At 71.6% G+C, this 6,726-nt stretch carries 7 protein-coding genes and 1 pseudogene; 7 read left to right on the top strand and 1 reads right to left on the bottom strand.

The window, feature by feature from the left end:
• Nucleotides 1-43 precede the first annotated feature (43 nt).
• Nucleotides 44-877 (top strand): RNA polymerase sigma factor WhiG, encoded by an 834-nt coding sequence (gene whiG, locus KS423_RS34395; protein WP_224283678.1) that lies wholly within the window; start codon nucleotides 44-46, stop codon nucleotides 875-877.
• A gap of 139 nt (nucleotides 878-1,016) precedes the next feature.
• On the top strand, nucleotides 1,017-1,601 hold the full coding sequence (locus tag KS423_RS34390; protein ID WP_224283677.1) for a TetR/AcrR family transcriptional regulator: 585 nt from the start codon (nucleotides 1,017-1,019) through the stop codon (nucleotides 1,599-1,601).
• Between the two features lie 104 nt (nucleotides 1,602-1,705).
• On the opposite strand, the gene KS423_RS48200 is transcribed toward KS423_RS34390, so the two are convergent.
• On the bottom strand, nucleotides 1,706-2,122 hold the full coding sequence (locus KS423_RS48200; protein ID WP_224283676.1) for a M23 family metallopeptidase: 417 nt from the start codon (nucleotides 2,120-2,122) through the stop codon (nucleotides 1,706-1,708).
• 893 nt (nucleotides 2,123-3,015) lie between these two features.
• Between KS423_RS48200 and rpsB the strand changes: the two genes are divergently transcribed.
• From rpsB to KS423_RS34360, 5 genes and pseudogenes are all read left to right on the top strand, one after another.
• Nucleotides 3,016-3,885: a 30S ribosomal protein S2 gene (gene rpsB / locus KS423_RS34380; protein WP_224283675.1), complete on the top strand. Its 870-nt coding sequence runs from the start codon at nucleotides 3,016-3,018 to the stop codon at nucleotides 3,883-3,885.
• A gap of 129 nt (nucleotides 3,886-4,014) precedes the next feature.
• Nucleotides 4,015-4,854: a translation elongation factor Ts gene (tsf, locus tag KS423_RS34375; protein WP_224283674.1), complete on the top strand. Its 840-nt coding sequence runs from the start codon at nucleotides 4,015-4,017 to the stop codon at nucleotides 4,852-4,854.
• Between the two features lie 261 nt (nucleotides 4,855-5,115).
• A complete protein-coding gene (gene pyrH / locus KS423_RS34370; RefSeq protein ID WP_224283673.1) occupies nucleotides 5,116-5,880 on the top strand; it encodes a UMP kinase in 765 nt (254 codons plus the stop codon).
• 98 nt (nucleotides 5,881-5,978) lie between these two features.
• The gene (gene frr, locus KS423_RS34365; protein WP_224283672.1) at nucleotides 5,979-6,536 is read left to right on the top strand and encodes a ribosome recycling factor; all 558 of its coding nucleotides are present in this window, start codon (nucleotides 5,979-5,981) and stop codon (nucleotides 6,534-6,536) included.
• Nucleotides 6,536-6,726: pseudogene (locus KS423_RS34360) on the top strand (stress response protein); the annotation flags it as partial. The gene frr and the pseudogene KS423_RS34360, both read left to right, overlap by 1 nt.

The following is a 6,726-nucleotide window of genomic DNA, read 5'->3' as shown; positions in this document are numbered from 1 at the left end:
TGCGCCGGCCCGGGGCGTCGCCTCCCGGCCGTTCGCCTCGCCGGTGTCCCCGCCCCGCCGGGAGAGGGCGGCGGACGGCGATCGGGGGCGGGACGCCCGGGAGGCCGCGGCCCAGGGCCGCACCGCGCTCGAAGAGCTCTGGCGCTCCTACAAGGAGACCGGGGACCAGCGACTGCGCGAGCAGCTGATCCTGCACTACTCACCGCTCGTCAAGTACGTGGCGGGCCGGGTCGGGGTCGGTCTGCCCTCCAACGTCGAACAGGCGGACTTCGTCTCCTCGGGGGTCTTCGGGCTGATCGACGCGATCGAGAAGTTCGACATCGACCGCGCCATCAAGTTCGAGACCTACGCGATCAGCCGCATCCGCGGTGCGATCATCGACGAGCTGCGTGCCCTGGACTGGATCCCGCGCTCGGTGCGGCAGAAGGCGAAGGCGGTCGAGCGGACGTACGCGACGCTGGAGGCCAGGCTGCGCCGGACGCCGCACGAGCCCGAGGTCGCGGCCGAGATGGGCATCGCGATCGAGGACCTGCACGCCATCTTCAGCCAGCTGTCGCTGGCCAACGTGGTGGCGCTGGACGAACTGCTTCACCCGGTGGGGGAGGGCGGCGACCGGCTGAGCCTGATGGACACCCTGGAGGACCACGGCGCGGACAACCCGGTCGAGGTGGCCGAGGACCGAGAACTGCGCAGGCTGCTGGCCCAGGCGGTCAACACCCTCCCCGAGCGGGAGAAGACGGTGGTGACGCTCTACTACTACGAGGGACTCACCCTCGCCGAGATCGGACAGGTGCTGGGGGTGACGGAGAGCCGGGTGAGCCAGATCCACACCAAGTCCGTCCTCCAGCTGCGCGCCAAGCTGTCGGACATCCGATAGGGCGTCGGTAGCCGGGCGCCGCACCCCAGCCGGCAGTAACCGGTCGTCGGGCCTGCGCCTCCTCGCGATGCGCGGCGCCGTACCGGCCGGAGGTAGGGCTCCGTACAGTGGGAGCGTGCCGAAGATCCGAGCGGCCACGGTGGCCGAGCATCGCCAGCTCCAGCGTGCAGCCCTCCTCGATGCTGCCCGCACCCTGCTCACCGAGGGTGGCATGGAGGCCCTGACCTTCCCCGCGCTCGCGGCGTGCACCGGGCTGGCGCGCTCCTCGGTCTACGAGTACTTCCGCTCCCGCGCCGCCGTGGTCGAGGCGCTCTGCGAGGTGGACCTCCCGCTCTGGGCGGCCGAGATCGAGGCCGGGATGGAGAGCTGCGACACCGCCGTCGAGCGGATCGAGGCCTACGTCCGAGGCCAGCTGGCGCTGGCCGCCGACCCCCGGCACCGCGCGGTGGTGGCGATCTCGACGCTGGAACTCGACGAGGCCGCGCGTGAGCGGATCAGGGCAGCGCACGGCAGGCTGGCCGGTCTGGTCGGCCGGACATTGGAGGACCTCGGCCACGAGCAGCCCCGGCTCGCCGCAGCCCTGGTCCAGGGCGTCGTGGAGGCGGCGACCCGCAGGGCCGAGCAGGCCGCGGCCGGGGGTCGCGCCGGCTGTGCGACCGAGAGTCCCGAGGGGATCGCCGACGCCGCCGTCGCGATGGTGCTGCACGGGCTCGTCCGTCCCTGAGCCGGGCCCCGGCCCTGCCCAGGCCCGGGCCCGGCCTCGGCCCGGTCCTGGATCCGGCGCTACCCCGGCCCGGCTTGCCGCCGACTGGCGCGCGACGGTGCGCCCTACCCGCCACCGCCGTCCAACGGCAGCAGCCGTGCCGTGCCCGCGCCGAACAGGGCCAGTGGGTCCAGGTAGCGGCTTCCGCGCAGCAGCCCCCAGTGCAGGCAGTCGCGCCCGGCACAGTGCCGTCCGTCCGGGGCGAGCAGCCCGATCACCTGCCCGGCGCCCACCGGGGTGCCGACCGGGACAGTGCCGGTGACGGGCAGGTAGGTGGTCCGGAGTGGGGGAGAGCCCGAGCCGGGGTGGGAGACGGTCACCACCGGCCGCCCGGCCACCGGCCCGGAGAACGTGACCACTCCAGGAGCCGCCGCCCGCACCTCCGTCCCTGGTAGGCCGGCGAGGTCCACCCCCTGGTGCCCGGCGGCCCAGACCTTCGCCGGCGGCTCGAACCTGCCCAGCAGCCCGCCCGGCCCGCCCACCGGCCAGGCCCGCTCAACACCACCCCGCCCGACCCCGCCAACCGAGCCCGGGACACCGGCCGCGCCGGCATCTCCCGAAGCCCCTGAGGCCCCTGAGGTTCCCGAGGCCCCTGAGGTTCCCGAGGCTCCTGAGGCATCCAAGGCATCCGCAGTCCCCGACAGCACGGGCACGAGGACGAGCACCACCGCCACCACCGCGGACAGCACCCCTCGCAGGCCCCGAACCACCCCGATCACCGCGGTCACCCCGACGAACCACCCACGACCAGTCATGCCCGCAGCCTCACCACCCCGTAGCCCCCGCACCACCCACATCCGGATTCCTGTGGACAAACCGCCCGTGCGCCCGAGCGCCGTCCCTCCGGCGGGTGTACGGACGCCGCCATCCGGTGTACAAACGGCATATCGGCGACGGACCTCGGGCGGGCGGCCGACCAGCCCGCGTCCACTCCGGAGCCCACACCCGCGCCCACCCCAGGCTGCGCCCAGCGCCCCCGCCCCGACCCCGCCGCAGCCCCACCGGAACCCGCCCGCCCCGGCCGTTCCCCGGGCTCCCCCCAGGTCCTCGGCGGGCCCCCGGCCACGCGTGGAGTCGCTCGTCCCTCGGCGCTTCCCGTACACTTCACACGCGACCCGGTCCGCCGGGTCGACTTCGCACGCCCCGCCACCGGCGGTCGGACGCGGTTCGTCCGCAGCCCCGCCAGGTGCGAGTGCCGCTCGGTCCGCCGAGCCCGACCGGCCCCAGGGTTGGGAGGGCAGAAGCGGCTCGGCACGTTCGGGGCGTCAGGCGTGGCTGTCACCTGGCCGCCACGGACAAACCGAGCCTGACCCGGCTGTGGGCGATCGCTGCGAGGCAGTGCCGCCGCCGGGCCGTAACACCAAGGAGCACGGCAATGGCCGTCGTCACGATGCGGGAGCTGCTGGAGAGCGGCGTCCACTTCGGTCACCAGACCCGCCGCTGGAACCCGAAGATGAAGCGCTTCATCATCACCGAGCGCAACGGCATCTACATCATCGACCTCCTGCAGTCGCTGAACTACATCGACCGCGCCTTCGAGTTCATCAAGGAGACCGTTGCCCACGGCGGCAGCGTCCTCTTCGTCGGCACGAAGAAGCAGGCCCAGGAGGCCATCGCCGAGCAGGCCACCCGCGTGGGCATGCCCTACGTGAACCAGCGCTGGCTCGGCGGCATGCTGACCAACTTCTCGACCGTCTACAAGCGCCTCCAGCGCCTGAAGGAGCTCGGCGAGCTGGACTTCTCGGACGTGGCCGGCTCCGGCCTCACCAAGAAGGAGCTCCTGGTCCTCCAGCGCGAGCACGACAAGCTGGAGAAGACCCTCGGCGGTATCCGCGACATGCAGCGCGTTCCCAGCGCCGTCTGGATCGTGGACACCAAGAAGGAGCACATCGCGGTCGGCGAGGCCCGGAAGCTCAACATCCCGGTCGTCGCCATCCTCGACACCAACTGTGACCCGGACGAGGTCGACTACAAGATCCCGGGCAACGACGACGCGATCCGCTCCGTCACCCTGCTGACCCGTGTGATCGCCGACGCCGTGGCCGAGGGCCTGAAGTCCCGCGCCGGTGTCGCCAAGGGCGACGCCAAGGCCGAGCCGGGTGCCGACCAGCCGCTGGCCGCCTGGGAGAAGGACCTTCTCGAGGGCGAGAAGAAGGCTGAGGAGGCCCCCGCCGCCGAGGCTCCCGCCACCGAGGCTCCCGCCACCGAGGCCCCCGCCACCGAGGCGCCGGCCGAGCAGGCCTGACGTACCAAGGGTGAGGGGCAGCCGCCGGTGCGAAGCCGGCGGGTGCCCCTCTCTCCCGCGCCGGGACCGAACCACCGGTCCCGGCGCCACTCCACGCAGACACGCGAGACGCGAGAAGAGATTCACACCATGGCGAACTTCACCGCCGCGGACGTCAAGAAGCTCCGTGAGCTCACCGGCGCCGGCATGATGGACTGCAAGAAGGCCCTGGACGAGGCCGAGGGCAACGTCGAGAAGGCCGTCGAGCTCCTGCGCATCAAGGGCCAGAAGGGCGTTGCCAAGCGCGAGGGCCGCGACGCCTCCAACGGCGCCGTCGCCGCGCTGATCGCCGAGGACAAGAAGTCCGGCGTCCTGGTCGAGCTGAACTGCGAGACCGACTTCGTCGCCAAGGGCGAGAAGTTCGTCGAGGTCGCCGACGCGATCGCCGCCCACGTCGCCAAGTCGGCCCCGGCCGACCTGGACGCCGCCCTGGCTTCCGAGATCGAGGCCGGCAAGACCGTCCAGCAGTTCGTGGACGAGGCCAACGCGTCGCTGGGCGAGAAGATCGTCTTCCGTCGCTTCGCCCAGTTCGACGGTGACGGCTTCGTCGCGGTCTACCTGCACAAGACCAGCCCCGACCTGCCGCCGGCCGTCGGCGTCCTGGTCGAGCTGGACAAGGAGAACGCCGAGGTCGCCAAGGACGTCGCGCAGCACATCGCCGCCTTCGCGCCGAAGTACCTGTCCCGCGAGGAGATCCCGGCCGAGGAGCTCGAGAACGAGCGCCGCGTCGCCGAGGCCACCGCCCGCGAGGAGGGCAAGCCGGAGGCCGCCCTGCCGAAGATCGTCGAGGGTCGCGTCACCGGCTTCGTGAAGGAGAACTCCGTCCTGGAGCAGGCCTTCGCGAAGGACAACAAGAAGACCGTCGCCAAGGTTCTCGAGGAGAACGGCGTCGCCCTCAAGCGCTTCGCCCGCTTCCGCGTCGGCGCCTGAGCCACGTTCCACCTGGTCCCCGGCGCCCTTACGCTGGGAACCGCCCCCGCCCGCTGACCGGGGCGGGAGGAACGCCGAACGGGCTCACCCCGCGCCTACCGCCAACGGGCGGGCTCGCGTCGGCACCATGAACGACGAGGAGGCCATTGCCGTGCAGGACACCGAACCGGTTCCCGCGGCAGTGGCCTCCTCGCGTGTACACGCAGGCGGGGCATCCGCACACCCGCGCCTGTGACCAGTAGGTGCAAAAAGGAGAAGTCCATGCAGGAGACGCAGGAGACCGCGCAGGACCCCACGGCCGGCTCGCGCCGCCGGGTGCTGCTCAAGCTGTCCGGTGAAGCCTTCGCCGGTGGTGGCGGGCTCGGCGTCGACCCGGACGTCGTGCACGCGATCGCCCGGGAGATCGCCACCGTCGTCCGCGCCGGTACCGAGGTCGCGGTGGTCATCGGCGGCGGCAACTTCTTCCGGGGCGCCGAGCTCCAGGTCCGCGGCATGGACCGGGCCCGCTCCGACTACATGGGCATGCTCGGCACCGTCATGAACTGCCTGGCGCTGCAGGACTTCCTGGTCAAGGAGGGCATCGAGACCCGGGTCCAGACCGCCATCACCATGGGCCAGGTCGCCGAGCCGTACCTGCCGCTGCGGGCCGTCCGGCACCTGGAGAAGGGCCGCGTGGTGATCTTCGGCGCCGGTATGGGCATGCCGTACTTCTCCACCGACACCACGGCCGTCCAGCGCGCCCTGGAGATCCACGCCGACGTCCTGCTGATGGGCAAGAACGGCGTGGACGGCGTCTACGACTCCGACCCGCGGACCAACCCGGACGCGGTCAAGTTCGACGCGCTGGAGTACTCCGAGGTCATCGCGCGCGACCTCAAGGTCGCCGACCTCACCGCGATCACGCTGTGCAAGGACAACAACCTTCCGATGCTGGTCTTCGAACTGCTGGCGGAGGGCAATATCGCGCGTGCGGTGAAGAGTGAGAAGATCGGCACACTCATCAGCCAGGATTCTGTCCGGGCCTGAGCAGCAACCAGCCGTACGGGACGGCGCCGGTGCCGCGACCGGCCACCGCGCCGACACCGGTCGGGACAACAGCAGATGAACCGGACAGGGAGACCACAGTGATCGAAGAGACCCTCCTCGAGGCCGAGGAGAAGATGGAGAAGGCCGTCAGCGTCGCCAAGGACGACCTCGCGGCCATCCGCACCGGCCGCGCGCACCCGGCGATGTTCGCCAAGATCGTCGCGGAGTACTACGGCGCCGTGACGCCGATCAACCAGCTGGCCTCCTTCTCGGTGCCGGAGCCGCGGATGGCGGTCGTCTCGCCGTTCGACAAGACCGCGCTGAAGGCCATCGAGCAGGCGATCCGCGACTCCGACCTGGGCGTCAACCCGTCCAACGACGGCTCGATCATCCGCGTGGTGCTGCCCGAGCTGACCGAGGAGCGCCGCCGGGAGTTCATCAAGATCGCCCGTACCAAGGGCGAGGACGCCAAGGTCTCGATCCGTTCGGTGCGCCGCAAGGCCAAGGACGCCATCGACAAGCTGGTGAAGGACGGCGAGGTCGGCGAGGACGACGGCCGCCGCGCCGAGAAGGAGCTCGACGACCTCACGGCCAAGTACGTGGCCCAGGTCGACGAGCTGCTGAAGCACAAGGAAGCCGAGCTGCTCGAGGTCTGATGAACGACGCCCCTGACGCCCCCGGCTACTGGGGCCCGTCCGACCAGCAGTTCCAGCCCTACCGCCCGGCGCCGCACCCGCAGGCGGCCCGTATCCCGGCCCACCCGGCGCCGGGGTACGGCGCGCAGTCGGCGCCGGCCCAGGGACACCCCGGCCACCCGGGCGGCCACGCCGTGCCCCCGGGTGCGCC

The sequence above is a fragment of the Streptomyces sp. LS1784 genome, from assembly GCF_020103755.1.
Classification (GTDB): Bacteria; Actinomycetota; Actinomycetes; order Streptomycetales; family Streptomycetaceae; genus Kitasatospora.
Note: the sequence above shows the minus strand (reverse complement) of the source record. Positions and strands in the feature narration are given on the sequence as shown.

Excerpts from the sequence above, each read along its gene's own strand:
- tsf (WP_224283674.1), top strand. The coding sequence starts at position 4,015 with ATGGCGAACTTCACCGCCGCGGACGTCAAGAAGCTCCGTGAGCTCACC.
- pyrH (WP_224283673.1), top strand. The coding sequence starts at position 5,116 with ATGCAGGAGACGCAGGAGACCGCGCAGGACCCCACGGCCGGCTCGCGC.
- rpsB (WP_224283675.1), top strand. The coding sequence starts at position 3,016 with ATGGCCGTCGTCACGATGCGGGAGCTGCTGGAGAGCGGCGTCCACTTC.